At 68.7% G+C, this 24,931-nt stretch carries 17 protein-coding genes and 1 pseudogene; 9 read left to right on the forward strand and 9 right to left on the reverse strand.

Annotation, left to right across the window (positions count from 1 at the left end; all coding sequences use genetic code 11):
* Window positions 1-59: 59 nt before the first annotated feature.
* From ACGFNH_RS30680 to ACGFNH_RS30700, 5 genes and pseudogenes are all read left to right on the forward strand, one after another.
* Window positions 60-569 carry a DinB family protein gene (locus tag ACGFNH_RS30680; protein WP_393659311.1) on the forward strand — a complete coding sequence of 170 codons (510 nt, stop codon included), beginning with the start codon at window positions 60-62 and terminating at the stop codon, window positions 567-569.
* A gap of 86 nt (window positions 570-655) precedes the next feature.
* Window positions 656-1,570, forward strand: a pseudogene (locus ACGFNH_RS30685) (IS982 family transposase).
* A 307-nt stretch (window positions 1,571-1,877) separates the two neighbouring features.
* Window positions 1,878-2,687 carry a helix-turn-helix transcriptional regulator gene (locus ACGFNH_RS30690; protein ID WP_393659313.1) on the forward strand — a complete coding sequence of 270 codons (810 nt, stop codon included), beginning with the start codon at window positions 1,878-1,880 and terminating at the stop codon, window positions 2,685-2,687.
* Window positions 2,688-2,722: 35 nt separating this feature from the next.
* Window positions 2,723-3,838 carry a transaldolase gene (tal, locus tag ACGFNH_RS30695; protein ID WP_393659315.1) on the forward strand — a complete coding sequence of 372 codons (1,116 nt, stop codon included), beginning with the start codon at window positions 2,723-2,725 and terminating at the stop codon, window positions 3,836-3,838.
* Between the two features lie 65 nt (window positions 3,839-3,903).
* Complete coding sequence (locus ACGFNH_RS30700; protein WP_393659317.1) at window positions 3,904-5,154, forward strand: NAD(P)/FAD-dependent oxidoreductase; 1,251 nt, start codon at window positions 3,904-3,906, stop codon at window positions 5,152-5,154.
* Window positions 5,155-5,223: 69 nt separating this feature from the next.
* On the opposite strand, the gene ACGFNH_RS30705 is transcribed toward ACGFNH_RS30700, so the two are convergent.
* Window positions 5,224-5,610 carry a hypothetical protein gene (locus ACGFNH_RS30705; RefSeq protein WP_393659318.1) on the reverse strand — a complete coding sequence of 129 codons (387 nt, stop codon included), beginning with the start codon at window positions 5,608-5,610 and terminating at the stop codon, window positions 5,224-5,226.
* A 217-nt stretch (window positions 5,611-5,827) separates the two neighbouring features.
* Between ACGFNH_RS30705 and ACGFNH_RS30710 the strand changes: the two genes are divergently transcribed.
* Window positions 5,828-6,535 (forward strand): M24 family metallopeptidase, encoded by a 708-nt coding sequence (locus ACGFNH_RS30710; protein WP_393659320.1) that lies wholly within the window; start codon window positions 5,828-5,830, stop codon window positions 6,533-6,535.
* A 497-nt stretch (window positions 6,536-7,032) separates the two neighbouring features.
* Here the strand turns inward: ACGFNH_RS30710 and ACGFNH_RS30715 are convergent, their stop codons facing one another.
* From ACGFNH_RS30715 to ACGFNH_RS30740, 6 genes are all read right to left on the reverse strand, one after another.
* Window positions 7,033-7,203, reverse strand: coding sequence for a hydrophobic protein (locus ACGFNH_RS30715; RefSeq protein WP_393659322.1), 171 nt, complete (start codon window positions 7,201-7,203; stop codon window positions 7,033-7,035).
* Window positions 7,204-7,530: 327 nt separating this feature from the next.
* Complete coding sequence (locus ACGFNH_RS30720) at window positions 7,531-9,216, reverse strand: hypothetical protein (protein WP_393659324.1); 1,686 nt, start codon at window positions 9,214-9,216, stop codon at window positions 7,531-7,533.
* Between the two features lie 777 nt (window positions 9,217-9,993).
* Entirely contained in the window at window positions 9,994-13,620 is a 3,627-nt protein-coding gene (locus ACGFNH_RS30725) for a SpoIIE family protein phosphatase (RefSeq protein ID WP_393659326.1), read from the reverse strand.
* A 4-nt stretch (window positions 13,621-13,624) separates the two neighbouring features.
* Window positions 13,625-13,831: a hypothetical protein gene (locus ACGFNH_RS30730; protein WP_393659328.1), complete on the reverse strand. Its 207-nt coding sequence runs from the start codon at window positions 13,829-13,831 to the stop codon at window positions 13,625-13,627.
* 478 nt (window positions 13,832-14,309) lie between these two features.
* Window positions 14,310-16,937 carry an NACHT domain-containing protein gene (locus tag ACGFNH_RS30735; RefSeq protein WP_393659330.1) on the reverse strand — a complete coding sequence of 876 codons (2,628 nt, stop codon included), beginning with the start codon at window positions 16,935-16,937 and terminating at the stop codon, window positions 14,310-14,312.
* Between the two features lie 686 nt (window positions 16,938-17,623).
* Window positions 17,624-18,232, reverse strand: coding sequence for a TetR/AcrR family transcriptional regulator (locus ACGFNH_RS30740; RefSeq protein ID WP_393659332.1), 609 nt, complete (start codon window positions 18,230-18,232; stop codon window positions 17,624-17,626).
* Between the two features lie 114 nt (window positions 18,233-18,346).
* On the opposite strand from ACGFNH_RS30740, the gene ACGFNH_RS30745 reads away from it, so the two are divergent.
* The 3 genes from ACGFNH_RS30745 (at window position 18,347) to ACGFNH_RS30755 (ending at window position 22,210) form a co-directional block, all read left to right on the forward strand.
* On the forward strand, window positions 18,347-18,781 hold the full coding sequence (locus ACGFNH_RS30745; RefSeq protein WP_393659334.1) for a nuclear transport factor 2 family protein: 435 nt from the start codon (window positions 18,347-18,349) through the stop codon (window positions 18,779-18,781).
* Window positions 18,782-19,251: 470 nt separating this feature from the next.
* Window positions 19,252-19,611 carry a DUF805 domain-containing protein gene (locus ACGFNH_RS30750; RefSeq protein WP_393659335.1) on the forward strand — a complete coding sequence of 120 codons (360 nt, stop codon included), beginning with the start codon at window positions 19,252-19,254 and terminating at the stop codon, window positions 19,609-19,611.
* A gap of 760 nt (window positions 19,612-20,371) precedes the next feature.
* Window positions 20,372-22,210 carry an APC family permease gene (locus ACGFNH_RS30755; RefSeq protein WP_393659337.1) on the forward strand — a complete coding sequence of 613 codons (1,839 nt, stop codon included), beginning with the start codon at window positions 20,372-20,374 and terminating at the stop codon, window positions 22,208-22,210.
* A 166-nt stretch (window positions 22,211-22,376) separates the two neighbouring features.
* Here the strand turns inward: ACGFNH_RS30755 and ACGFNH_RS30760 are convergent, their stop codons facing one another.
* Window positions 22,377-23,186, reverse strand: a complete 810-nt coding sequence (locus ACGFNH_RS30760; RefSeq protein ID WP_393659339.1) for an SDR family NAD(P)-dependent oxidoreductase — start codon at window positions 23,184-23,186, stop codon at window positions 22,377-22,379.
* Between the two features lie 387 nt (window positions 23,187-23,573).
* A complete protein-coding gene (gene lysA / locus ACGFNH_RS30765; protein ID WP_393659341.1) occupies window positions 23,574-24,926 on the reverse strand; it encodes a diaminopimelate decarboxylase in 1,353 nt (450 codons plus the stop codon).
* Window positions 24,927-24,931: the final 5 nt, after the last annotated feature.

The raw sequence follows: 24,931 nt of genomic DNA on the forward strand, positions 1-24,931 counted from the left end.
GACAGTCGACGGGATTAGATACTGGCCCTCAACGCAGGCACGGATGAGGAGCACGACCAATGACCAGCGACAATCGCATAGGACCGCCCAGTTTTGGCAGCGAACGCGACATGCTGCGGGCTTTTCTCGACTACCACCGCGCAACCCTCGCCATGAAGTGCGAAGGGCTCACCGACGAGAAGCTGCGGCAGCAGTCGATGCCGCCGTCCACGCTTTCGCTGCTCGGTCTGGTGCGGCACATGGCGGAGGTGGAGCGTGCTTGGTTCCGTCGAGTGTTCGAGGACAACGACGCGCCCATGGTCTGGTCCGACAAGATCGACTTTCAGGCAGCGTACGACGCGAGTGCGTCGACCAGGGACGAGGCGTTCGTGGCCTGGGATGCCGAGGTGCAGAACTCGCGGCGTGTCGAGCGGGAGGCTGAGTCCCTGGACCAGGCCGGGTATCAACCACGATGGGGCGAGGAGGTGTCGCTGCGGATGGTGATGATGCACGTGCTTCTGGAGTACGGCCGCCACAACGGGCACGCGGACTTTCTGCGTGAAGGTGTCGACGGGACCGTGGGCGCCTGAGTCCGCGGGAGCCATCGATCTCCACATACTGATCCGTTCCAGAGAATCGCCCGCGGGGTTGGAAGGAGGGAGTCCAACGTCAGTGTGTGAAGACAGAGTTGGACTCCCTCGCCACCGCACTCTATGTGAAGACCGACGATCTACTGAAGGACTCACCGCACCTGGCGCCCTGGCGTCCGGCGGTCGGGATCGCCCCGCAACTGACCGATGCCGAGCTGGTCACGCTCGCGATGATGCAGACCATATTGGGCTTCACCTCCGAGGCCAAGTGGCTCCGCCACGCCCGCGCCCACCTGCGGCATCTCTTCCCCTACCTACCCAAGCAGCCCGGCTACAACAAGCGCCTGCGCAAGGCCACCGAGCTGCTGCGGCGGGTGACCCGGGTGCTGGCGACCGACACCTCTGTATGGAGTGATGACGTGTGGATCGTGGACTCCACGCCGGTGGAGTGCGGACACTCCCGCGAGACCGTCAAGCGCTCCGACCTGGCCGGATGGGCCGAGTACGGGTACTGCGCCAGCCACAGCCGCTTCTTCTGGGGCCTGCGCCTGCACCTGGTGTGCACCCTGCAGGGCCTGCCCATCGCCTTCGCCTGACCGGGGCCAAGGCTGACGAACGCGAGACCCTGCTCGACCTGCTCGCCGCCGAACCGGAACCGGTCGCCGCCCGGGCCGGGCAGACGCTGATCGGCGACAAGAACTACTTCGGCCGCGCCTTCGAGCACCAGTTGGCCGAGCAGGACATCCGGCTGCTGAGGCCGGCCCGCAAGGGCGAGCCGGAGCGGGCCGGGGCACCCCTGTTCAAGCCGTTGCGGCAGGTCATCGAGTCGGTCAACGAGACCTTCAAAGGGCCAGCTTGACCTCGAACAGCACCGAGGCCGCACACCGGGCGGCGTGATCTCCCGCGTCATGCAACGCATCCTCGGGCTGACGGCCGCGATCTGGCACAACGACCACACCAGCCAGCCAGTCCTACGCTCACTGACCGCCTGCGACCACTGACCCTTGGAATCGATCATCTAGGGAAGACGGAGAGCCCGGCGCTCCGCGGCCCCGGCTGTGGTGAAGGGCGCCAGCCGATCTCACTCCACGCCGTGTGGATGGCGATGCCGAGCAGGAGACCGCGAAGCTGGGCGCGAGCTCGAGATCACCTCGACGGGCCTGACCATCCCCCGGCTGGGCATGACCCTGCCCCCCAGCAAATTTCACCAATGAACGTTGAAGTTATTCGCTGATTGCGGCTAACGAGCCAGAGAGAAATGTGGCTCTGATCAGTTACGCATACATATGTTGGAGTTATCGTGGAGGCATGGCTTCTGACCTGACCCCGGCTTCACCTCAGGCCCCCGCCGCTTCGGGGGTGGAAGCGGTCTCGGTGCTCGCGGACGAGGTGCGCCGCAGGCTGTATGCCTTCGTACGGCGCGCCCACCGGCCCGTGACCAGGGAAGAGGCAGCCGGTGACGCGGGGATCTCGGCCAAACTGGGCGCCTTCCACCTGGACAAGCTCGTCGCGGCCGGGCTGCTGACCTCCCGCTACGACAACCCGGACGGCATCCCCAGGGTCGGCCGCAAGCCCAAGGTCTACGAGCCGGCCGCCACCGACATCCGCATCAGCATTCCCGAGCGCCGCCCCGACGTCCTCGCCGAGATCCTCATCGACGCGGTCCTCGACCAGCAGCAGGGCGAGGACGCACAGGCGGCAGCGCGGCGCACGGCCCGCCACCGCGGCGAGGAACTCGGAACCGCAACACGCGCCAGCAGTCGCCCCGGCCGTCTGGGGCCCGAGCGTTCTGTCACCCTTTCCCAGTCCGTGCTGGAAGAGCACGGCTTCGAGCCCGATCGGAAGGCTCCGACCGAACTACGGCTGCTGAACTGCCCGTTCCGCCCGCTGGCCGTCCGGTCGCCGGAGCTGGTGTGCGGGATCAATCACGCGTTCCTCGACGGCTTCCTCACCGGGCTGCAAGCCGGTGGGATCGACGCGGTCCTCGCCCCTCACCCGGGGCGGTGCTGTGTCGAACTACGCGCCACGGGCAGCACGGCGCCCCTGTCCGGCTCTGCTGCTGGGGCGGCTGTGAACGAGCTCCGGGCGGGGACCGCAGAGGATCCGGGCGACACGTAGACGGCATCCCGCGCCACGACGCAAGGGAGAAGATCATGAGCGAGAACTTGGACCGGCTGGCCGCCGAAGGCGTCGCGGTCTGGCTCGATGATCTGAGCCGGGAGCGGCTCGCCGGCGGCGAGTTGGCCGACTTGATACGTGAACAGCGGGTCGTGGGGATCACCAGCAATCCGACGATCTTCGCCAAGGCGATCCGCTCGGGAACCCGCTATCACGCACAGGTCGGTGATCTGGCCCGGCGCGGAGTCCAGGTCGGGGAGGCCGTCAGGGCGCTGACCGCATTCGACGTGCGCTGGGCCTGCGACGTACTGCGACCGGTGTACGAGGCCACCGACGGGGTGGACGGGCGGGTGTCGCTCGAGGTGGACCCGCGAGTCGCCCACGACACGGCAGCGACGATCGCCGAGGCACGGGCCCTGTGGTGGCTGGTGGACCGGCCGAACCTGTTCGTGAAGATCCCCGCCACCCGGCCCGGCCTGGAGGCGATCAGCACCGCGCTCGCGGAGGGCATCAGCATCAACGTGACGCTGATCTTCTCTCTCGACCGCTACGACCAGGTGCTCCGCGCCTTCCTCGACGGCATGACCCAGGCACGCGCGGCGGGGCACGACCTGACGTCCATCGCGTCGGTGGCCTCCTTCTTCGTCAGCCGGGTGGACACCGAGGTCGACAGCCGGCTGGACAAGATCGGCACACCGGAGGCGCGGGCGCTGCGCGGGCGGGCCGCGATCGCCAACGCACGCCTCGCCTACCAGCACTTCGAACAGGCCACCGCATCCGATCAGTGGCAGACGCTGGCCGCAGCCGGAATGCGCCCCCAGCGCCCACTGTGGGCCTCCACCGGGGTCAAGGACCCCTCTTACTCCGACACCCGCTACGTCGACGAACTGGTTGCGCCCAGGGTGGTCAACACCATGCCGGAGCACACCTTGCGCGCCGTCGCCGACCACGGCCGCATCCACGGCGACACCATCCACGACACCTACGCGGCATCCCAGCAGCTACTGGATGACCTGGAGGCGGCCGGAGTGTCCTACGACGACGTGGTGCGCGTGCTGGAGGACGAAGGCATAAGCAAGTTCACCGCTTCCGGCAACGAGCTCTTCGAGCAACTGGATGCAGAACTGCACACCGAGCGCCCTGCCGCCTGATGTCGCCGGTCCCGAGTGGACCCCCATCGCCCTGCGAGCAGAGCGGACGCAACAGAGGAGAGATCATGGCCGCTCACACAGCATTCGTGATCGTCGGAGCCAGCCTGGCCGGCGCGAAGGCAGCACAGACACTCCGGGAAGAAGGCTTCGTCGGCCCGATCACGGTGATCGGAGAGGAGAGCGAGCACCCCTACGAACGGCCGCCCCTCTCCAAGGGCTACCTGATGGGCAAGGAGGAACGTGAGTCGGCCTACGTCCATCCCTCCCAGTGGTACGCCGAGCACGACATCGACCTGCGACTGGGCTCCACCGTCACCGCGATCGACCCGGCCGCCCATGAAGTGACGCTCGCCGACGGCAGCCGCATCGGCTACACGAAGCTGCTCCTGACAACCGGTTCCTCACCCCGCCGACTTCTGCTGCCCGGAGCCGACCTCGACGGCGTGCTCTACCTGCGCCGTTTCGCCGACAGCGACCGCATCCAGGAAGCCTTCGAGTCCGCATCCCGGGTCGCAGTGATCGGCGCCGGCTGGATCGGGCTGGAGATCGCTGCCGCCGCCCGGACGGCCGGTCTCGAGGTCACGGTCCTGCAGAGGGCCGAACTCCCGCTGCTGAACGTGCTGGGTCGCGAAGTCGCCCAGATCTTCGCCGACCTGCACGTCGATCACGGGGTCGACCTTCGCTGCGGCGTCCAGGTCGCAGAAATCACCGGTGCCGGCGACCGAGCGAACGGCCTGCTGCTGGCCGACGGCAGCGGCATCGACGCCGACGCGGTCATCGTCGGGGTCGGCATCACCCCCAACGCCCGACTCGCCGCAGCCGCCGGCCTGGAGGTCGACGACGGCATCCGCGTCGACGCCCACCTGCGCACGTCCCACCCGGACATCTACGCCGCAGGGGACGTCGCCAACGCCTTCCACCCGCTGGTCGGCAAGCACATCCGCGTCGAGCACTGGGCCAACGCCCTCAACCAGCCCCAGACTGCTGCCAAGGCGATGCTCGGCCAGGACGTGACCTACGACCGCGTTCCCTACTTCTTCACCGACCAGTACGACCTGGGCATGGAGTACACCGGCTACGCCGAACCCAGCGCCTACGACCAGGTCGTCTTCCGCGGCCGGACCGACACCCGGGAATTCATCGCCTTCTGGCTCGCCGAGAACCGTGTCCTGGCCGGGATGAACGTCAACGTCTGGGACGTCACCGACCCGATCCGCGACCTCGTCACCTCCGGCCGGACAGTCGACCCGAACGAACTCGCCGATACCGACGTGCCCCTGACACACCTTCTCAAGCGCCCCGACAGGACCGGCTGACTCGGCAAGCGCTCTGTCAGGGTCTGCGAGGCGCTGGGCCTGGACCCGCCGGGTGGCGGCCACGGCCGATCACGGGGTCGCGCGGACGATGACGAGTGACCCTTCGTACGTCGGCTGCCTGCGCAGGTGACCGAATTCCTCGTCCCAAGCGCCGGAGTCCAGGTCGCGTCGCAGGATCTTGTCGAAGCACTCGCGGACGCGGTCGTCGATGAAGCTCCAGGACGAACACCCCTGGCGGGCGGCCGCGTCGAGCAGCATGTCGGGGCGACCGTAGTACGCCTCGTTGAAGCCGTCGTTGCAGTCCAGTGGGTTGCGTACGGTCTGGATTGTGTATGTGCCGCCCGGGGCGGCGGCCAGATGCTCGATGGGCGGAAAGCGGCGAGCCCGGGTGTCGAGGACCTTGGGTGCGTACCGGTACAGCCAGAAGTCCCGTACCCGTGCACGGTCGCGGCGCACCGCGCCTACGCTCCCGCGTCCAGCTCAGTTCGTTCGCTCCTGCATCAAGAAATTGCCGGAACTCCTGGCATGTGTGCCCCAGACGCATATCAGCTTGCATCTTCAGAGGCAGCACTACGATGACCGACGGAGAGTGCGCGAATCACCCAGGCGCGCACACCGGCACCTTGCTGCGCCGAACTCGGTAGCGCGGCCGCTACCACGGGAGGGAAGCTTCGTGACGGACGAGACACCGGATGTTCCGGAAACCCAGCGGGTCGAGCGGCTGGTGGCAGCTCAGGAGAAGGCCATCGCGTTGTTCGCCGAGATGGAGGTGCGCGGGCTGGTGTCGCCCGGCAGGGGGGAGCGCGAAGTCAGCGATCTGGTCCGCGACTTGGCCAATGAGATGTTCGGCACCACCAAGCACTGGCACAAGCGGATCATCCGCTCCGGGCCCAACACCCTCCGGCCTTACCAGGACAATCCGCCGGACCGGGTCATCGCGTCCGATGACGTTGCCTTCGCAGACTTCGGTCCGATCTTCGAGGAGTACGAGGCAGACTTCGGCCGCACGTACGTCTTCGGCGACGACCGCCGCAAACACTGTCTCCTGCAGGACCTGCCGCGCATCTTCGACGCCGGTCGCGCCTTCTTCGCTGCAGACCCGGACATCACCGGCCGACTTCTGCACGCAGAAGTCGAGCGTCTTGCCGCAGCAGCCGGCTGGAGCATCGGGACCTGGCACGCCGGTCACCTGGTCGGCGAATTCCCGCACGAGACGAACGACGGCGCCAAGGCCGAGTCCTACATCACCCCGGAGAACGACACCCCCTTGCGCCGCACCGACCGCGCGGGCCGGACCTGCCACTGGATTCTCGAGCTTCATCTGGTCGACAGGGAACGGGGCTTCGGAGGGTTCTACGAACAACTCCTCGACCTGGCCTGATGCCCGGACGGGAGTCCGGCCAGCCAGTGCCGGGCCCGTACACCATGGCGGCCCAGGCGAGGACGGAGGCCATGGCCATCGACAGCCACCAGGCCGGGACGGGCCGGGACATCGCGAGCAGGACGGCACCGCCCTTGGCGAGGGCGATCGGCAGGGCGAGTTGCGGTCCCATCCCGAGACCGCCGCCGGCAGTGGGGGCACGTGATTTTCTCAGGAGGGCAGAGCGTCTGCGCCCGCGGGGAGACGTTCGAGTCGCCAGGCATGTCTGCAGAGGCAGAAGAGGAGGCGGCCGGGGCGGAGGGCGCTGGAGGCGCAGGCCCCTTGCGTAGGCGCCAACCGCCCCGACCGTGCCTAATCGGGTTCCCATAAGTCACCGCCCTATGGTTGGACCCTCTTGTGTGTTTCCGGGTTGCTTTCGTCCGTGGCATGAGCGCAAGAATGCATGTGGGGCTGAACCAGAGATATCCGGTCCAGCCCCACATGTGGGTTGAGTAGGCCTACCAGCGGTACCAACGACCCCTGCGGCCGCCAGCCCCGGTGGTGCGGACCATGAAGCCCAGCAGCCAGACCACCAGCACGATGACGGCAATCCACCACAGGGCCTTGAGTGCGAATCCGGCGCCGAAGAGGATCAGTGCGAGAAGAAGTACGAGAAGCAGGGGAACCATAATTATCAACCTCCGAGAGGTCGTGTGCCCTGCCGCAATCCGACCATGCCAGAAAAGCCTATGAGTTTATGCGACCCTGATGCGGGAAACCGTGTGGCCCGGGATTCGGTGAACTCCTTGAACGATACGGGATTGCCGGTCCCCTGGCGCTTGATGAAACCGAGCTCGTCGGCGAGCGCGGTATGCGGCAGCAACCCTCTCCACACGTCACGGCCAGCTTCCCGATCTTCAAGTGCCGTACCAGAACGTCGCCGTGGAGAGATCGGACGTCGGATACGTGGACTTCCCCTGGGCCGGGAGTGGGGAGAAGCGGGCCAGCGTGTGTGGCTACCGGTAGAGGGAGCCGATGGTGCGGGAGTTGTCGACGGCCCGGCACTGGGAGGTGCTGTTGGCGCCCGTCGCGGTGAGAGTCACGTTGTTGGAATTGTTGCAGTTGTTGTTCTGCCGGCCCTCCTGCGCCACGTTCTGCTGGAACAGCACCCCTGTGCTGGAGCCGCCCTCGGCCTGAGCACCTCCGCCGATCTCCGCGGTGCCCAGGTTCGCGGAGTGGTCCACCGTCTTACAGCCCACCCCCACCCGGCCCCCCGTCACGTCGAGGTCCGAGGCGTTGGGGTTGTGGCAGTTGTTGTTCTGCCGGCCTGCCTGCGCCACGTTCTGCTGGGACACGGTGGCCGCTGCGCTGCCGCCTTCGGCGCCGGCGCCGCCGCCCTTGACCTGAGTGTGCTTGCTGAGCGAGCGATCCTTGTTCTCACAACGCACCGCCAACCGGCCGCCGGTCACGGTGATGTCCGAGTCGCTGTTGGGGTCGTGGCAGTTATTGTTCTGGCGCCCCTCCTGCGCCACATCCTGCTGGGCCACGCTGCCGGCTGTGCTGGAGCCGCCGTCGGCTCGGGCGCCGCCGCCCTCGACACGCGTGTGCTCGCTGAACGAGCGGTCCTTGTTCCCGCAACGCGCCTCCACCCGGCCACCCGACACGTCGAGGTCCGAGACTTCGGTGGGGCTGTTGCAGTTGTTGTTCTGCCGCCCCTCCTGCGCCACATCCTGCTGAATTGCGGAGGCCGCTGCGCTGCCGCCATCGGCGCGGGCGCCGTCGCCCTTGACCTGAGTGTGCTTGCTGAACGAGAAGTCCTGGCCCGTGCAACGCGCGTCCACCCGGCCGCCCGACACCGTGACGTCCGTATTGCTGTTGGGGTTGTGGCAGTTGTTGTTCTGCCGCCCCTCCTGCGCCACATTCTGCTGCACCACGTTGCTCGTTGTGCTGGAGCCGCCATCGGCGCGGGCGCCGCCGCCCTTGACCTGAGTGTGCTTGCTGAACGAGAAGTCCTTCGTCGCGCAACGCGCGTCCACCCGGCCACCCGACACGTTGATGGTCGAGAGGTTGGGGTTGGTGCAGGTGTTGTTCTGACGGCCCTCCTGCGCCACATTCTGCTGGAACATCTCGCCGCCTGTGCTGGAGCCGCCCTCGGCTCGCGCGCCGCCGCCCTCGACACGCGTGTGCTCGCTGAACGAGCCGTCATGGTTCCCGCAACGCGCCCCCACCCGGCCACCGGACACGTCGCGGTCCGAGGCGTTGGGGTTGTGGCAGCTGTTGTTCTGCCGGCCATCCTGCGCACTGTTCTGCTGGAACACGCTGAAGTCTGCGCTGCCGCCTTCGGCTCGAGCGCTTCCGCCCTCGACAAGGGTGTGCTTGCTGAACGAGCCATCCTTGTTCCCACAACCAACCGCCAACCGGCCCCCCGTCACAGTGGTGTCCGCGTCGCTGTTGGGGTTGCTGCAGTTGTTGTTCTGCCGACCCTCCTGCGCAAGGTTCTGCTGGGTCACGCCGAAGCCTGTGGAAGAGCCGCCTTCGGCGCGGGCGCTCCCGCCCTTGACCTGGGTGTGCTTGCTGAACGAGCCGTCATGGCTCCCACAGCGCGCCCCCGCCCGGCCCCCCATCAAGGCGAGGTCCGAGACGTTGGGGTTGTTGCAGCTGTTGTTCTGCCGGGAGGAATTCGCGATGTTCTGCTGGAACACCTCACCTCCCGTGGAGGACCCGCCAGTCGCCCTCGCCTTCGCCCCGTGGGGGTCAGTTTCCGCAAACGCCGCCCCGGACCCCAGTGCCGCCCATCCGCTCACGGCCAAAACCATCATCGTGGCCGTCGCGATCCTCTGTCCCCGCACCGGAACCTCCCTACGTCAATGAACAAACCAGGCCATATCCATCCTCAACGCAGGACCGCCCCTCCCCGGAATGGCACCGCTCCGTGTCCCACCCCAACAGCTCAACCGCAACGTCGTCCTCTCCGGGGCCGGTCTGCTCTCCTGGCGACGCAAAGCCGGTCGCGTGCGGCGACTGTCCACGTGCGCGCAGGTGAAGCGAGAGGTCGCGAGCTTCTGGGTGGATCTCGAAGGTCTGGTCATCAACGAGAACCATGGTCACGGTGCCGGTGCCGGTGCCGGTGCCGGTGCTGGCGCTCAGCGGGGGTGGCAATGGTCTTCACTGTTCCGCGGAAGCCGACACTCTGGGGCCGATGTGCGGCCTGAACCATGACCAGTTGTTCACGCTTCGCGACCAACCAGTGAGCGTCAGCATGATGGCAACATGGTCGCTCGATCCAGCTGCGCGCGATCTCCGGTGGGAGCTCCACCCCTGCACGAGTTCTTGAGCCGCGCCGGCAACTGACCTCGCCGGCGGCAAGGTCGGCCGGGCGAGAGGGCATCGCGGCGCACCCGGGGCAGGGATCCGGCGCGGATGCGGCGAACGCGATGTCCACTCGTACCGGCCCCTCCCGGGCCTCGGGGGTGCGCAAGTCAGCTGCCGAGCGTCCCAGGCACCGTCTGTTCGGCCCAGATGACCTTGCCGTCCTCGGTGTAGCGCGTGCCCCAGCGCTCGGCCAAATGGGCCACGAGGAACAGGCCCCGTCCGCCCTCGTCCATGGTGGCCGCATAGCGCAGGTGCGGCGAGGTGCTGCTGTGGTCGAAGACCTCGCAGAAGAGGGTGCGGTCGCGGAGCAACCGCACATTGATTGGTCCTGCGCCGTGGCGCATGGCGTTGGTGATGAGTTCGCTGAGGATCAGCTCTGTGGTGTCCACGAGATCCTCCAGCCCCCACTCCGCGAGTTGCTCGGTGACGGCGGCGCGTACGCGGCTGACGGCGGCCGGGTCCGACTCCACGTCCCACTCGGCGACCTGCCCGGCACTCAGCACCTGCGTACGGGCGACGAGCAGCGCGATGTCGTCGCGCTGGCTGTCCGAGAGCAGGGCGTCGAGCACGGCGTCGCAGGTCTCCTCCGACGACTGGTCGGCGTGCGCCAGGGTCTCGCGGAGCAGTCGGAGCCCGGTGTCGATGTCCTGGCCTCGGCGCTCTACGAGGCCGTCGGTGTAGAGGACGAGCCTGCTGCCCTGGGGCAGTCGCAACTCGGTTGACTCGAACGGCAGTCCGCCGATGCCGAGGGGAAGGCCAGGGGGTACGTCCAGGAAGTCCACCGTGCCGTCGGGGTGTGTGAGCGCGGGCGTCGGGTGGCCGGCCCTGGCGATGGCACACATACGGGAGACGGAGTCGTAGACGACGTACAGGCAGGTGGCGCCGGTGATGGTGGTGTCGTCGCCGGCAGCGACCGCGTCCTGGTCGGTGAGGGCGACCAACTCGTCGAGGTGGCTGAGGATTTCGTCGGGTTGCAGATCGAGTGAGGAGAAGTTCTGCACGGCGGTGCGCAGCCGCCCCATGGTGGCGGCGGCATGGAGCCCGTGCCCGACGACGTCACCCATGACCAGCGCGACCCTGGCGCCTGGCAGGGGGATGACGTCGAACCAGTCGCCGCCGACTCCCTCCTGTGCGGGGAGGTACCGGGAGGCGACTTCGACGGCGTTCTGTTCGGGCAGTGCGCGGGGCAGCAGGCTGCGCTGCAGGGCCACGGCCATGCCGTGCTCGCGGGTGTAGCGGCGGGCGTTGTCGAGGGACACCGCGGCGCGGGCGGCCAGTTCGGCCGCGAGAAAGAGATCGTCCTGCTCGAAGGGCTCGGGCTTCTCCGAGCGCCAGAAGGTGACCACGCCCAGCACCATGCCGCGGGCGGGCAGCGGCGCTGTGATGAGCGAATGGATCCCGTAGTCGAGGACGCGGGAGGCCCGCGCGTGGTCCACTTCCTGCCACCCCGGGGAATCACCCAGACGAGGCACCAGTACCGCCTGTTCGCTCTCGATGCTGCGGACCTGTGGTGAAGACCGCACAAAGGTGATCAGGTCGCCGATGGCAAAGAGGGGAGCGTCGTCGCGGATGCCGCTGGAGGCCAGGCGCCGCATCCGCGCACTACCGTCGTTGCTGATGCCGGTGCCGTTCGCCCCCGGTTCGTCACCGCGCAGCACGGACTCGGCCAGGTCGACGGTGACGAAGTCGGCGAAGCGCGGCACCGCGACCTGGGCCAGTTCCTCGGCCGTATGGGTCACATCGAGCGTCGTGCCGATGCGCCCGGTCGCGTCGTAGAGCAACCTCAGCCGCCGCTGGACCAGCTCGACCCGCTGCGACGCCTCGCCGATCATCTCCATCACGTCATCGGTGCCGATGTGCTCCTCTCCGGCCACCGCGTCGACCGCAAGCCGCGCGGACGCGGCGCCGACCGATCCGGCGAGCTGGGCTTCCGCGTAGTGGGCCAGCTCCGGGGCCGCTTCGGATGTCGATGAGTCGGCGCTCCTTCCGGGGTAGGAGCGCAAGGCTCGCTGGGCGCCGTCCTTCCCGAGGAAGCGCTCGAGCAGCGCTTGCAGTTCGCCGACCGTGGCGCGGGACTGCCAGCGGCGCCGCTCCCTGACGGGCTCTGCGAGGACCTCGACGAACTGCATGGCCTGGGCCCGTTCGGCGGCATCCGGCCGGCCGGCGAGTGAGACCGCGACGTATGCGCCGATGTTCAGCAGTGCACTCCAGAACATCGCGTGGCTGATCGGGTCCATTCCCGTCAGGCCGAACAGGTGCTCCGGCCGGAGCACCTCGATCCCGAGCGGGCCCTCGCGCACGAACGAGGAAGGCAGCAACCCGGCGTCGGCGAAGATCGGCAGCAGCATGGTGTACGCCCAGACCACGAACCCCGCCACCAAGCCGACCAGCACGCCTCGGCGGGTACCGCCCTTCCAGAAGAGGCCGCCCAGGATCGCGGGCGCGAACTGTGCCACCGCCGTGAACGACACCGTGCCGATCGATCCCAACGCCGGCCCCTCGCCGGCGAGCCGGAAGTACGAGTACCCGAGCAGCAGGACCAGTACGACGGTCACCCGGCGAATGCCCAGCACCAGCCCGGCGACGTCGGCCCGGTGCGCCAGCCGGGACCTGCCGCGCAGCAGAAGCGGCATCACGAGTGAGTTCGACACCATGATGCTGAGCGCGATCGTCTCAACGATGATCATGCTGGTGCCCGCGCTGATGCCGCCGATGAAGACGAGCAGCGCGAGAACCTGCGGGCCTTCGGCCATCGGCAGAGCGAGCACATAGGTGTCGGCGTCGACGGAGTCTCCGAACGTCAGCAGCCCACCAGCTGCGATCGGAAGCACGAAGAAGGTGATCGCGAGCAAGTACAGCGGGAAGAGCCACATCGCCCGTTTGAGGTGCCCCTCGTCGACGTTCTCGACGACGATCATCTGCCACTGCCGGGGCAGCAGCACGATCGCCAGCATGGAGAGCACGTTGAGCCAGACCCACTCGCCGTAACCGGTCTCCTCTCGCACCGTGAACAGCCCGGTGAGATCGGCGTCCGCCGCCTGGGAGAACAGGTCGCCGAGCCCCCCGAACATCCAGAACGTCACGAAGATCCCGACCGCGAGGAACATCACGAGCTTGACCACCGACTCGAACGCGACGGCGGCGACGATGCCCTCGTGGCGTTCGGTGGTGTCAAGGTGACGGGTGCCGAAGAGGATGGTGAACGCGGCGAGCAGCAGCGCCACATAGAACCCGGTGTCCTGGAACAGCGGGACATTGCCCAGGTCCGAGGTGGAGGTGATGTCGGGGTGCCGGCGAAGGATCTCGAAGGTGTTGGAGATCGCCTTCAGCTGCAGCGAGATGTAGGGAACGATTCCCACCACGGCGATGATCGTCACCAGGCCGCCCAGTGCGGCGCTCTTGCCGTAGCGGGCGGAGACGAAGTCGGCCAGCGAGGTGATCCGGAGCCGTCGGCTGACCCGGATGATTCTGCGCAGCACCAGCCAGCCCAGCGCGAACATGAGCATCGGCCCCAGGTAGACCGACAGGAAGCCGACGCCTGCCGTGGCGGCCGTGCCCACGTTGCCGTAGAAGCCCCACGCGGTCTCGTACACCGCGAGGGACAGCGCGTAGATGGTGGCGTTGTTGATCACGCTCCGGCCGGCGTCCGCCCGCCGCTCGGCGAAGGAGGCGACGGCGAAGAGCAGACCGAGGTACCCCACCGAAACAGCGACGATGACCCAGGTCTGGAGCACGGCGCTACCTCGATCTGCCGCCGATGACGGCGACCAGGCCGATCACGACGGCCCAGACGATGTACAGGTAGGCCCAGAGAACCGGGACGCCGAAGACCCGGTCCGTGCGATCGAACTGCGCCAGCAACGGCGGAACGATCAGCACCAGTCCCAGCGCCGCCACAGCCACGAGGCGACCTGCGAGCCGCTCGTCGTTTCGCGCGTCCGCCACGGGCTGCCTCCGTCTCCTCAATGTCATGCCGTAGGACCGCCCAGGTATGTCCCATGCCACGACGCGGATGGGCACCACCATGATCAGCACTCTGCCCAGTCCAACACGGCACCGAGCCGCTTCGTGACCGCCACGCCCACTACTTGCTGTAGGTCAGGCGGCGGAAGCGATCACGATGGCGCCCGCGTGGGTCCGTCACAGTGGGCCAGGAGGCGCAGCAGAGGACCGGCCACATCGGCGGTCGGCAGATCAGGGGCTGGTCAGGGGAGGCGGGTAGACCGGAGGGCTGGGCGGATTCGGCGTGGGGTTGTCGTTCATACCGATCGTCGCGGTAGCCGCCCCGTCATCGCCCTCTGGCTTGGCGGCCGCCCGGACCGAGCTGCGCCACGATCTGCGCGAGACCCACGCCCCAGCGCACGGCCGGCCCGACCACCGGACGCCAAGATCGGCAGGGGCCGTGAGGCGCGATCGCGGTGTGTCAGGTGGTCGGCGGCCAGGGTTGCCGGGCGAGATGGCGTTGCAGGTCAATGTGTCGGAAGTGGTATACCGCCCCCACCTGCCGTAGCACGCCGCGATGCTCGTGCGCGTCCTGAAGGAACGTCATGAGGCGCCATGGGACTCGGCGACGCGCCGCCAGGTAGGTCCTGGCGACCGCGAAGTCCACCCATGCTGTGCGCTTGAGCCCGATGGCGAGCCCGACTACGAGTCCAATCGCGAGCCCGACCGCGAGTCCGTAGGCGAGCCCGTCCGGAAGCCCGTATGCGAGCCCGTCCGCGAGTCCGTAGGCGAGTCCGCCGACAAGTCCGCCTGTGAGCGCGACTACGAAGAAGACGCGGCGGTCCCGGGTGAGTAGCGCGACCGGTCCGACCGCGGTGGTCAGGTCAGGATTCTCCGATGTCAGTCCGGCTGTGAGTCCGAACATGAGTCCGCCGACAAGGCCGTACGCGAGCCCGTACGCCAGCCCGGCGGCGAGCCAGCCCATGAGCCAGACGGCCAACCCGGCGGCGAGCCCGATCGCCAGGGAGTTGGATGACCAGCGCAGCCGTGCGCTGGGGGTGCCCCGCCGTACGCCCGGGCCCATGAGACCGACTGCGAGCCAGCCCATGAACCCGCCTGCGACCCCGACAGCGAACCCGTCCGAGAGTCCGTCCGTGAGCCCGACGACGACGCCGTCCGTGAGCCCGGCCACGATGCCGGCCGCGAGCCAGCCGGTGAGCGAGTTGGATGAGCGGCGCAGCTGTGTGTTCCCGGTGTTGCGCTGCGCGTCCCGGCTCAGGAGCCAGAACGCGAACCGGAACGCAAGCCCGAACACGAGCCCGAATGCGAGCCAGGATGTGAGCCCCCACACGAGCCCGACCGCGACCCCCCGTGCGACCCCGACCGGGGCCCCGTCCGCGAGCCTGACCGCGAGCCGGTCCAGGGGCCCGAAGGCGAGCCAGATCGCGAGCCCGACAGCAAGCCCGAACGTGAGTCCGATCGCCAGCGAGTTGGAGGACCGGTGCGGTCGTGTGCTCTGGCTGTTCCGCCGCGCGTCCCGGCCCATGAGCCCAACCGCGAGCCCAACCGTGAGAAAGACCGCCAGCCAGGTCGTGAGCCCGCCCGAGGGCCTGTCCGCGAGTCCGCCCATGTACCCGTACGCGAACCCGTCCGCGGGCCCCTCCAGGAGCCCGTCCGAGAACCCGAACACGAAACCCCCCGCGAGCCCGAACACGAGCCCGAACACCGGCCCGAGCGCGAGATGACGAACGTACATGGGGAAGGCGTACGCGAGCTCCCACCAGGCCAGATCGGGGCCGCCTCCGCGATGAGCCTCCAGATGCCGAGCGAGGAAGACCAGGGTGCGGTGTGCCTGCTGTGCCGGCCAGCGGGGCGGGTTGGGCTGATGGCGGTTGTAGGCGGCGGGTATGAAGCCGTTGAACAGGTGGGTATCGAGTGCGGTCCGGGTGGGGAAGGCCGCGGTGTCGCACAGTTCGCCCGGGTGGGAAATGGGGGCGGGTGTGGCCCGGGCGTGCGGGCGGGGGTTGTAGATGGTGCGGGCCAGGAACAGGCCCAGCGGAGTGCTCAGGGACTGCCCTACGGGGGTGTCGGTGCCCAGGTGGGCGATCACCGTGTTCCAGCGATCGGCAGCGGGGGTGTGCCGGCCCCCTGCGTCACGGTGCACATAGGCCGCGATCTGGTCGGCGGTGAGTGGCAGCAGGTGGATGCCGGCGGCGCCATTGAGTCTCACCATGGCATCGGGCCGGGTCAAGGCGGTGTCAAAGGCGGCGGTCCGACTGGCCACAACCAGGGGCTGTTTCGCGGGCATGGCCTGGTTGAGGGCATCGAGAGCCACGGTGTACAAGGCGGGAGGAAGTTCGTCGAAGCCGTCGAGGAGCGGCAGGATCCGCCGGGCATCCAGCAGGGCTTGGGCCAGGTCGACCCCCTGATCGACCCCGGGTGCGACCACCGGAGCGGGAGCACACAGGCCGGGGTAGCTGCGCCGCAACTGCTGGGCCAGCCAGCCCTCCAGGGATTGGTGGGCGGGGTCCCACGAGGAGAGGGAGAACAGCACGGGCACCATTCCGTCACTGGTTCGCCGCTCGATCAGATCCTGCAAGAGCCGGATCAGCAGTACGGTCTTGCCGGAGCCGGGCTCACCCAGGAGCACCAGGCGGCGGGTGGGCACCCGTTGGGAGAAGACCTCGCCGATCTGCGCATCAGCGCCCGCCAGCCCCGTAGCGTCCGCCGGCCACTGGCCGGGATCACCTGGCGGCCCACCGGGCCAGGCTCGGACCAGCTCGGCCAGCCGGGACCAGGGCTCGACCAACTCCGCATCGGCCGCCCGCCAGGCGACCGGTAAGGGATACGGGTCGTTCAAGCGGCGAATTGCGGCCTCGTCGTCCCACTGCCTTTTCACCGCCTGCGCGAGCTGGCTGGCAACCTTCTCCACATCCACGGCGGCGGCTTCGGCGCGATCGTGCTGGAAGGCCTTCCAAGTCAGGTAGGCGGGAGCAAAGGTGGGTAACAGCGTGGCTGCTGTCGCGGCCGTACCCAACTCGAAATGTCGAGTCAGGGCCAGTGCTCCGAGTGTCCCCAGCACCATCAGCAGCAAATACTGCCTGCCCACGCCGTTTGGCCCTCGACCGCGTCCCTCAGCATTCACAGCGGGCCATCTTGCCGTGTGTCTCGTCCCCTGTTGGGGCACTGAGCGTTTTCCAGCCAGCTGACCGCCGGGGGGAGTTGGCGTGAGGTCGGGTCGAGGAGAGATGAGGCTCCCGGGTTGCCGGCGCGGGTTGCCGACGAAGCTCAACCTCTGCGCCCGGACCTTCGCGTGCCTGCCTGTCTGGCATCGATCCGTCCACCTCGGCCCTTTCCTGTCCGACCTGTTGGGCGCTCGCCGCCGCGAGTTCGGCACGCGGTGGAGGCTGGACTGCGGTGAGCGGGGTGCCCGCTGGTGCCCGGCCTTTCCATGAACCTGTGCCAGGCCTGTAGAGCTTGCACAGAGTCAGCACCGTGAGGACCACGGAAGCCGCGGTGCCCACGAGAGCGCTACCGGCAGGCTTCCGCGCTCAGACGGCCGACCGCGAAACAACAACGGCGAGAGATCGGGCGACTGCCGGCCACAGCAGCCGCTGGTTCGCCCTCGCCACCGCGGCCCGATGGGCCTGGCGAGCGGCCTCATTCACATGCCGGCCGCCCCTCAGGGAGGCACGCACCGTGACCACGCCGGCCGACACGGCGGTGAGCCGAGTCCCTGCCGAGGCTGCGTGCACTCGGACCCGCGCTGCGAACATGGTTCTGCAGGGCCCGGGTTCAGGCGGACGGCAGGCGGAGCCGCTCCACCAAGTAGATGAAGCTCTCGGCGACCTCGGCCCGCGCCGCGGCCTGGTCCGGAGCGTGGGCGACCAGCATGGCCCCCTCGTTCAGAGCGCCGAGGAGCATATGGGCGAGCGGCCGGATGGGCCGCCGCTCCAGGATCCCGCGGTCCATCAGCCCGTCGAGGGCGCCGACGATGATGCCGAGGCCGTACTTCGCATCCAACTCGCGCCATTCCGACCAGCCCAGCACGGCGGGCGCCTCGAGAAGGACGATCCGCTGCACGGTCCGGTCCGCGGCGCAGGCGTCGAGGAATGCCTCCACGCAGGCGATCACTCCGGCCCATAGGTCGTCATCGGTGAGCGCCGCGGTGAAGATCTCTACGAGTTCGAGCTCCACCTGCTCGAACACGGCCCGGAACAGGTCTTGTTTGTCCGTGAAGTGGTGGTAGAGGGCGCCGCGGCTGACACGGGCCTTACGGACGATCTCCTCGGTCGAGACAGCGCTGAAGCCGCGCTCAGCGAACAGCTCGCGTGCCGCCTCCACCAGCGCTTCCCTGGTTGCCTCGGTCGCCTCGGCCCGTCGGCTCTTCGGTTGGGAACTCATCACCGGCACATTATCCGCACACTCCGCCGTTGACCTCACATACAGCCCGTATGTAACGTGCAGGGCGTCGGTCATGTGGCCGGCGTGAGCGTCGGAGGAACCACAGGAGGCCGCATGCCGACTCATGTCGAGCATTTCGTAGAGCACTTCACCGAAATCTGGGCGAAACCCCGGGCCGAACGCTTCCCGGAGCTCTACCACCAGGACGCCACCCTGCTGCACCCCGGAATGCCGAGGCCGCTCACCAGGGACGAGGTCGAGGGCTATATGAAGACCGTGCTCGCCGGAGTCCCTGACATCCATCTGATCCCCGAGGGCTGGGCGGCGCGCGGCGACACCCTCTACATCGACTCGACCGTCCACGCGACAGTGGCCGGAGAGGCCACGTCGTGGCCGGTCGTCGACAAGATCGTGCTGCGCGGCGACCGCGCCTCGTACATCCAGGCCTATTTCGACTCGCACCAGTTGTGGGTCGCCATCGAACCCTCCATGGCGCGCCCATCGCCGCTGGAGAACCTCGTTGCCGAGAAGGCCGCGCTCGCCGGCTGACGTACGTACCCCGGCACGACCTTCGCGCGGATGGGCGCGAGGCGCGGACTTTGTGCGGGCGGGCGCGTTGCCCGGACTCCGCGGACCGGGGGGACCCGCGGTGCCGCGTTCACAGACCGGCCCGCGGTCTTGCATCGCATGTGCCCAACTGCCCTTCTGCGGAGACGCGCGGCCCAACGCAAAGCGCAGGCACCTTTGTCCGCGGACCCGGGGCCGGGGTCTGCGTGGCAGTGAGCGCTCCGATGCGCCGCCACTGCTCCCTCCTTATTGGAGGACACGCACCTCGGATGGTTCCCCCTCCCCCACGAGTGAGGTGGCCGATCCGGAGACTCCTACCGGGCCGGGGGACTCACCCCGCACGGCTCGTGGGACGGCAGGCTCCCGCGGTGCTCAGGGAAGCAGCCGACAGCCACCGCCGCTGCCGCCCACACACCCCCACACCCCCCACCTCTGGAATGAAAGATCCCACCATGCACTGGTACATCGACCCGTTCAAGAACGCCCTGAACTTCCGAGGACGGGCGCGCCGCAAGAGTTACTGGATGTTCCGCCTGCTCAGCGCGTGCCTCGCCGCAGTGGTGTACATAGCCGACATCGAAGCCGATACCGGCCCCTTCCTCTTCACGACCTACTGCCTCATCATCCTGCTGCCCACCCTCGCCCTCATCTGCCGTCGCTTGCACGACACAGGCCGCTCCGGCGTTTGGGCCTTCTTCCTCCTCCTCCCGGGCATCGGCGAGCTGATCATCCTGGTCTTCGCCCTCCAGGACAGCCAGCCCGGCACCAACGCCTACGGTCCCAACCCCAAAGAGGCCTCCGTCCCGGCCTGATCGCCAGCCACCCGATGCCGCCGCACTGGTCCACGACGACGAACGCGTCATGGGACCGCCCACGCTGCATCGAATGGCAACGGCCCGACCGCCGGCACGATCGACTCGCCCGGCGATATCAGAGCGTGTGCGCCACCCCCGACCTCGACAGGATCGTGGAACTGCGCCCCGCCGGAACCACCTTCTACATCCGCAAGGGGACGCCGCGGAGCGAGGGTGAGAAGTCGTTCGGGGACCTGCTCGCCCTGACGGGGTGTTCACGAGTAGGGCTGACCAGGGGCGCAAACGCCCCTCTGAGGATGCTTCCCACACGCGCGGTGATCGTTTCCCACATGCGCGGCCGCGCCTCCAAACCGAGGACCGCTCCCCGAACGCAGGTGAGGCAGCAGCGGGAGGGCGGGCCGCTGACCTCCGAGTGACTCAACACCTGCGTCTACTACCAGGGAGACCCGTCGATGCTCTCTGCGACGGTGCGCCCCTCACCGCTCCAGCGTAGTTCTGCGGGTGCACACAGGAACTGTCGGCTGCGTTCCTGCCGGAGACCTGGACGACGGCCTCATCCAGCGGCGGTGCATACCTTTCGGCTCGCCGCTGTTCCACACGCTTTGGGGCCGGTCCAGTCCTCCAGCGCCGCATTCGCAACCGTCAAGAGTGTGTATGGACTTCTCCGGGTCGCGCCAGGAACGCGTATGGGCCGAGTGCGTCGGTGGAATTCCGGTCACACGCTGGGTGGACTCGTCTCACAAGGAGCCACACCCACATGACCATCGTCACCACCGAGTCGGAGACCGCGCCCAGCGCTGGGGAGCCGCCCGATTCCGGCGCACGTCACAAGCTCACCGCCGTTACCGGCCTCGCCGCGCTCTCGCTCGACGCGATGGCCTCGGTGGCGTACGGGCCCGAGGCGATAGTCCTGGTGCTGGCCGCGGCGGGCGGCTACGGGCTCGGCTTCACCCTCCCCGTCACCGTGGCGATCGCCGTCCTGCTGGCAGTGCTCGTGGCCTCCTACCGCCAGGTGATCGCCGCCTTCCCCGACGGCGGCGGCAGCTACGCGGTGGCCAAGGCGCATCTGGGCCGACGCACCAGCCTGGTCGCCGCCGCCTCCCTGGTCCTGGACTATGTCCTCAACGTCGCGGTCGCCGTCACCGCCGGAGTCGCCGCGCTCACCTCCGCCTTCCCTGCCCTGTACGACGACCGGCTGTGGCTGTGCCTGGCCGTGCTCGTCCTGGTCACCGGCGTGAATCTGCGCGGGATCGTCGACTCCGCCCGCGCGTTCATCGTGCCGACCGTGATCTTCATCGGCTCGATCCTCGTCCTCATCGCGGTCGGCCTCTTCCGCGACGCACCGGCCTCCACCGAGGCGGCCGCCGGCCACGCCTCCGTACTCGCCGACAACGCCACCACCGTCGGGGCCCTGCTCCTGCTGAAGGCCTTCGCCTCCGGCTGCTCGGCGCTGACCGGCGTCGAGGCCATCGCCAACGCCGTTCCGTCGTTCCGGGCACCGGCCGCCCGTCGGGCCCAGCGTGCCGAGGTGGCGCTGGGCGCCCTGCTCGGCGTGATGCTGATCGGCCTGTCCGTGCTCATCTCCCGCTTCGGGCTGCAGCCGGTCGAGGGCGTCACCGTCCTCGCGCAGCTCGCCGACGCCTCCATCGGCCACAATCTGGGCTTCTACCTCGTCCAGTTCACCACGATGACGCTGCTGGCGCTGTCCGCCAACACCTCCTTCGGCGGCCTCCCGGTCCTGCTCAAGCTGCTGGCCCGCGACAACTACCTGCCGCACGTCTTCGGGTTGAAGGCCGACCGCCAGGTCCACCGCCACGGCGTCCTCGCCCTGGCCGCCGTCTCCGCCCTGCTGCTCGTCTTCTCCGGCGGCGACACCAACACCCTCGTCCCGCTCTTCGCGATCGGCGTCTTCATCGGCTTCACCATCGCCCAGACCGGCATGGTCATCCACTGGCGTCAGGTGCGCGGCCCGCAGTGGGCGGGCAAGGCACTGCTCAACGGGCTGGGCGCGCTGCTCACCGGCGTCAGCGCGGTCGTCGTCACGGCGACCAAGTTCCACGACGGAGCCTGGCTCGTCGTGGTCGCCCTGCCGCTGCTGGTCGTCGCGTTCGAGATCGCGCACCGCGCCTACGGCAGGATCGGCAAGCGCCTCGGCGTCGGACGCATCCCCGAACCGCCGCACCGCGACCGCTCGTTGGTCATCGTCCCCGTCTCCTCACTGAACCGGCTCACCAGCGAGGCACTGACCGCGGCCGTCTCGCTCGGCGACGAGGTGCGCGCGGTGACCGTACGCCACGCCGACGCCGAGGACCGTGCCCAGACCGACGCGCTGGAGATGGACTGGGCGCTGTGGAACCCGGGCGTTCCGCTGGTGCAGCTGGACTCGGCCCGCCGTACGCTCGGCCGCCCGATCACCGCGTACGTCCGCGAACTGTCCGCCGCCCACCCGGACACCCGGATCACCGTCCTCATCCCCGAGGTCGAGCCGGCCCGCCTGTGGCAGCGCGTACTGCAGAACCAGCGCGGCGCGGTGGTCGCGCACGCCGTACGCCGCGACACGGACGCCGTGATCTGCCGACTGAGATTCAGGCTCTAGCGGAGCTGAGCGCAAAGGGGGCGGCCCCAACGGGCCGCCCCCTTTGCGCGGGTTCAGCGCTGACCGGCCTTGCTGCCGTGATTGGCCTTCTTCTTCCGGCGTGCCTTCTTCTTACGGGCGCGCTTCGACACGATCTCTCCGTATGTCGCTCGGTGGGTCGGGGTTCTCAGGCGTTCTGGCGGACCAGCAGGTCGGCGAGCCTGTTGAGGCGCTTGACGGTGCGGTCCTCGGTGGCGGACGCGGCCGGGGCGACGCGTTCCGCGCGGTCGTAGTAGGCCCCGTTGACGATCTCCACGGCCGGGTTGCACAGCCGCACTACGTGGGCCGCGCCCCCGGCGGGCGAGGCGCCCTCGTGGCTGTAGAGCGGCAGCAGGGCGGTGTCGCAGATGCCGGGGTGGACAGAGACGGCCGTCACGCGCGGATCGGCGGCGAAGACGGTGAGCGCCAGCTGGGACTGCGCGTAGGCGGCGAGCCGGGAGTAGCGGCGGACGCGGTTCGGGTCGCTCCACTGGATGGATGCGGTGCGGTGGAGCGAGGACGAGACGTTGACGACGCGGCCGCCCGGGTCGCTGGTGAGCGCCGGCTCCAGCAGGCAGGTGAGCAGGTAGTGCGCCAGAAAGTTGACCTGGAAAGCGATCTCGTTGCCGTCGGCGGTGATGGTGTGCCGCTCGGGAGCGGCCATCCCCGCGTTGTTCACCAGGACGTCCAAGTGCGGGTGCTCCTGTACGACCCGGTGAGCCAGTTGCTCGACCTCCTCCAGTCGCGCGAAGTCCGCGCCGACGGCACACAGTTGGGTGCCGTTGATGCCAGCGGTGGCGATCAGCCGGTCGGTCGCCGCCTGCGCCTCCTCGGCGGTTCGGCCGTGGACGAGGACCGTGGAGCCGCGCTCGGCCAGCTGCCGCGCGGTCTCCCAGCCGATGCCGCTGGTGGCTCCGGTGACCAGCACGGTCCGTCCGGACAGGGAAGAAGAAGACATGGTTTCGATCCTGATAACGGGCACGGCCACACCAACTCCCCCTACTGCGGGCAGGAGAAGCTGCGTCGGACGCGCGAAGGGTGTGATGGAGGACGTACGGCCGTCAGCGCGGCAGGCGTACGGAGAGAGAGGCGACCACCGTCAAGCGGCCGCGGGAGAGCGGCGCGTCACCGCACCGGCACATGAGCAGCGCGCAGGACCGGCGGCACCGTACTCGGTGGCCGGTCGTCATGGCGCAGACCGCTGTTCACGGATCCCATGGAAGTACGGTCACGAACCCGAATCAAGAATGATCGACGGCTTCTGACGCTTTCCTGACAGCCAGGTCATTGAGGGTGCCCTCCGCCGTGAGTCCGGCGGAGGGCACATCCGCTGCGCGCCTGCGGCCTACAGACCGATGTCGCGGCGGCTGATGTCCTCGAGCGACTCGCGGCGTACGAGGACACGGGCGTTGCCCCGGACCGCGGCGATCACCGGCGGCCGGCCGACCAGGTTGTAGCCGGAGGCCATGGACAGGTGATAGGCGCCCGCGGCCGGGATCGCGAGCAGATCGCCGGGGCGTACGTCACCCGGGAGCGGCACCCCGTCCGCCAGGACGTCGCCCGCTTCGCAGTGCCGGCCCACCACCGTGACGGGACGGGATTCGGACGCCGAGCAGCGGCCGATGAGCCGTGGGGCGTACCGGACGCCGTACAGCGCGGGCCTGGGGTTGTCGCTCATGCCGCCGTCGACGGCGACGAAGATGCGCTCGCCGGTGCGTTTGACGGCCAGCACGCGATAGACGGCCACCCCGGCAGTTCCGATCACGGCGCGTCCCGGCTCGATGGTGAGCCGTGGCACGGGCAACCGGGCGCGGGCGCAGCCGTCCTCGAGCTCGGCCAGGACCCGTTCGGCCAGGGCAGCAAGGTCGAGACTGTCCTCGCCCGGCCGGTAGGCGATGGCATGTCCGCCGCCGATGTCCAACTGGGGCAGTGCGAGGCCGTGTTGGTCCCGTATGCGGGCCATGAGGCCGACCATGCGGCGGACGGTCGCCACGTACGGCTTGACGGTCGCGATCTGGGAGCCGATGTGGCAGTGCAGACCGACGAGTTCCAGGTGCGGCTGGCCGAGAATCTTGGCGATGGCGTGCTGGGCCGAGCCGTCCGCGATGGACAGGCCGAATTTCTGGTCGTCCGTGCCGGTGCGCACCTTCGTGTGCCCGCCTGCCGCGATGCCCGGCACCACCCGGACCATGATCTGCTGGCGGGTGCCCGGGGGCACGATCGCCGCCAGCCGCGCGATCTCCGAGGTGCTGTCGACGACGATGCGTCCGACGCCCACCCGGACGGCGGTGAGGAGGTCCTCGGGACTCTTGGCGTTGCCGTGCATCACGATCCGCTCAGGGGGAAACCCGGTGGTCACGGCGAGTGCCAGCTCTCCCGCGGAGCAGACGTCCAGGCCCAGGCCTTCTTCCATGACCCAGTGGGCGACGGCGCGGCACAGGAAGGCCTTGGCCGCGTAGACGACGTCGGCGTCGGGGAATGCGGCGCGGTAGGCGCGGCAGCGGTCCCGGACTTCGTCCTCGTCCAGGATGTACACCGGAGTGCCGAAGCGATCGGCGGTCCCGGCCAGGGACACCCCGCCGACGGTCACATCCCCATCGGTCGTAGGGAGGGCGGAGGAGGGCCAGACGGACAGGCCCTCGGTGTCATCCGGTGGCCGGGCAGGCGCCGCCGGATCCGGTGAAAGCGAGATGGACATGGTGC

Origin of the sequence: Streptomyces sp. NPDC048639, from assembly GCF_043199075.1 — a bacterium.
In the GTDB taxonomy this organism is placed as follows: Bacteria; Actinomycetota; Actinomycetes; order Streptomycetales; family Streptomycetaceae; genus Streptomyces.

What these genes read in the sequence shown, in the direction of transcription:
- ACGFNH_RS30760 (WP_393659339.1), bottom strand. Translation starts at nt 23,186, where the DNA reads ATGTCTTCTTCTTCCCTGTCCGGACGGACCGTGCTGGTCACCGGAGCC.
- ACGFNH_RS30740 (WP_393659332.1), bottom strand. Translation starts at nt 18,232, where the DNA reads ATGAGTTCCCAACCGAAGAGCCGACGGGCCGAGGCGACCGAGGCAACC.
- tal (WP_393659315.1), top strand. Translation starts at nt 2,723, where the DNA reads ATGAGCGAGAACTTGGACCGGCTGGCCGCCGAAGGCGTCGCGGTCTGG.
- lysA (WP_393659341.1), bottom strand. Translation starts at nt 24,926, where the DNA reads ATGTCCATCTCGCTTTCACCGGATCCGGCGGCGCCTGCCCGGCCACCG.
- ACGFNH_RS30700 (WP_393659317.1), top strand. Translation starts at nt 3,904, where the DNA reads ATGGCCGCTCACACAGCATTCGTGATCGTCGGAGCCAGCCTGGCCGGC.
- ACGFNH_RS30745 (WP_393659334.1), top strand. Translation starts at nt 18,347, where the DNA reads ATGCCGACTCATGTCGAGCATTTCGTAGAGCACTTCACCGAAATCTGG.
- ACGFNH_RS30690 (WP_393659313.1), top strand. Translation starts at nt 1,878, where the DNA reads ATGGCTTCTGACCTGACCCCGGCTTCACCTCAGGCCCCCGCCGCTTCG.
- ACGFNH_RS30750 (WP_393659335.1), top strand. Translation starts at nt 19,252, where the DNA reads ATGCACTGGTACATCGACCCGTTCAAGAACGCCCTGAACTTCCGAGGA.
- ACGFNH_RS30755 (WP_393659337.1), top strand. Translation starts at nt 20,372, where the DNA reads ATGACCATCGTCACCACCGAGTCGGAGACCGCGCCCAGCGCTGGGGAG.
- ACGFNH_RS30715 (WP_393659322.1), bottom strand. Translation starts at nt 7,203, where the DNA reads ATGGTTCCCCTGCTTCTCGTACTTCTTCTCGCACTGATCCTCTTCGGC.
- ACGFNH_RS30680 (WP_393659311.1), top strand. Translation starts at nt 60, where the DNA reads ATGACCAGCGACAATCGCATAGGACCGCCCAGTTTTGGCAGCGAACGC.